Raw genomic sequence first — 756 nt, 5'->3', positions numbered from 1 at the left:
CTTATAAAAGAAAAATAGAACTCGCTTTTGAATACAAATTATTTTAATCCAATTAATTTTATTTAACTTAAAGTTTATTTCAAAAGCTCAAACAGCTATTTTTCTTCTAACGAAATTTTGCTTGAAATATATTTAGTGAGTTTTTCTAAATCTAAATGGTTTTGTTATTACTCCAGATGAGCAATTATTAGTTTTGAAGTTTATTCTTATTCCTTTAGCGGCTCTTTTGGCTTCATTTAGAAAAATAGAACTTGCTCCTGAAGCTGAAATTACTGAGATGCCGCCACCTCTAGTAAATTTTACTGTAACATTTACAACAACATTAAATTCTCTGTTTAAACGTTGACTGCCTTGTGGCATTTCCAATGTTTCTCTGTATGAAACTGAAAAATCAGTACCTTCATGACATCCACCACCTCGTGTACTTCCAGATTTTTTATCATTTCCATTTCCAGAATTAGTTGAATTTCCGTTTGTTCCTGTTCCATTTCCGTTTTTGTTACCTGTAGAGCTTCCGTTAGCAGTATTTCCATTTTTGTTTCCATGTGAAGTTTCTGAATTTGAAGGAGTGTTTTTATGTCCAGAATTGTTGGAAATAGTGGAGTTTGAAGCAGTTATGGTGTTTTGTACTGGCTTTGAGCTGGCAGGATTTCCTGTGGATTGTGAAATAACTGGTTGTGTGGAAGTTTTAGGGGTGGATGCAACTGGGGGTATAATTGGGCGTGATGTAGGTTTTGGCTGTTCTTTTGGTGGGGT

At 34.3% G+C, this 756-nt stretch carries 1 pseudogene; it reads right to left on the bottom strand.

The annotated features are described in order from the left end of the window. Positions 1-132: 132 nt before the first annotated feature. Positions 133-756, bottom strand: a pseudogene (locus tag HMPREF1552_RS12635) (energy transducer TonB); the annotation flags it as partial.

The sequence above is a fragment of the Leptotrichia sp. oral taxon 879 str. F0557 genome (assembly GCF_000469385.1).
Classification (GTDB): domain Bacteria; phylum Fusobacteriota; class Fusobacteriia; order Fusobacteriales; family Leptotrichiaceae; genus Leptotrichia; species Leptotrichia mesophila.
The sequence above is the reverse complement of the archived record's forward strand: the minus strand, read 5'-3'. Positions and strand labels throughout refer to the sequence as shown.